The organism is Mesorhizobium sp., from assembly GCF_004962925.1.
GTDB lineage: Bacteria > Pseudomonadota > Alphaproteobacteria > Rhizobiales > Rhizobiaceae > Mesorhizobium.
Window position 1 is genome coordinate 1 of record NZ_SUEO01000414.1, and the last position, 753, is coordinate 753.

Here is a 753-nt window from a genome sequence, read left to right on the forward strand (position 1 = left end):
TGCTCGGCTTCGGGCCGCGCACGGCCGACGTCATTCACGACCTTGCCGCCTCGCTTTATGGCGGGCAGGCCGCGGACTGAGCGGGCTTCCAATGGTGGATCAATCGATCGCTGGTGCGGGCACTATGGCGACAGCATCCGACGGCGATCGTTCGGGGCGCGCGCGCATCGTCATCCTGCTGTTGTGCCTGGGGCTTGCCGTTGCCGTCCTGTTATCGCTGACGTCAGGCGCATCCGATGCCTCGGCCGTCAGCGTCGTCGGCGATTGGCTGTTGGGCGCAGCACCCGGCAATGAAGCACTGAGCGCCCGCGACCGCCTGATCGTTTACGACATCCGCCTGCCGCGCGTCATCCTCGGTGTGCTGATCGGCGCCGCGCTTGCCGTCTCCGGCGCGGTCATGCAAGGGCTGTTCCGCAACCCGCTGGCGGACCCCGGTCTCATCGGCGTTTCGGCTGGATCGAGCCTCGGCGCGGTGGCTGTCATCGTGCTTGGCGCCACGGTGCTGGCGCCGGTAATTTCGGTGCTGGGCACGCTCGCTCTGCCGCTTGCCGCGTTCTGCGGCGGGTTGGCGACGACATTGGTGCTCTATCAGGTCGCCACAAGGCATGGTCGGACCTCGGTCGCCACCATGTTGCTTGCCGGCATTGCGCTGGCTGCCCTTGCCATGGCGCTGACCGGTATCCTGATCTTCATGGCCGACGACCGGCAGTTGCGCGACCTGACCTTCTGGCAGCTCGGCTCGCTTTCCGGCGC

1 protein-coding gene is annotated in these 753 nt (G+C 67.2%); it reads left to right on the plus strand.

What is annotated here, in order from left to right; genetic code table 11:
• Nucleotides 1–91: 91 nt before the first annotated feature.
• Nucleotides 92–753, plus strand: a 662-nt coding sequence (locus tag E5W87_RS35470; RefSeq protein WP_292408630.1) for an iron ABC transporter permease, incomplete at its 3' end; no start/stop codon positions are given.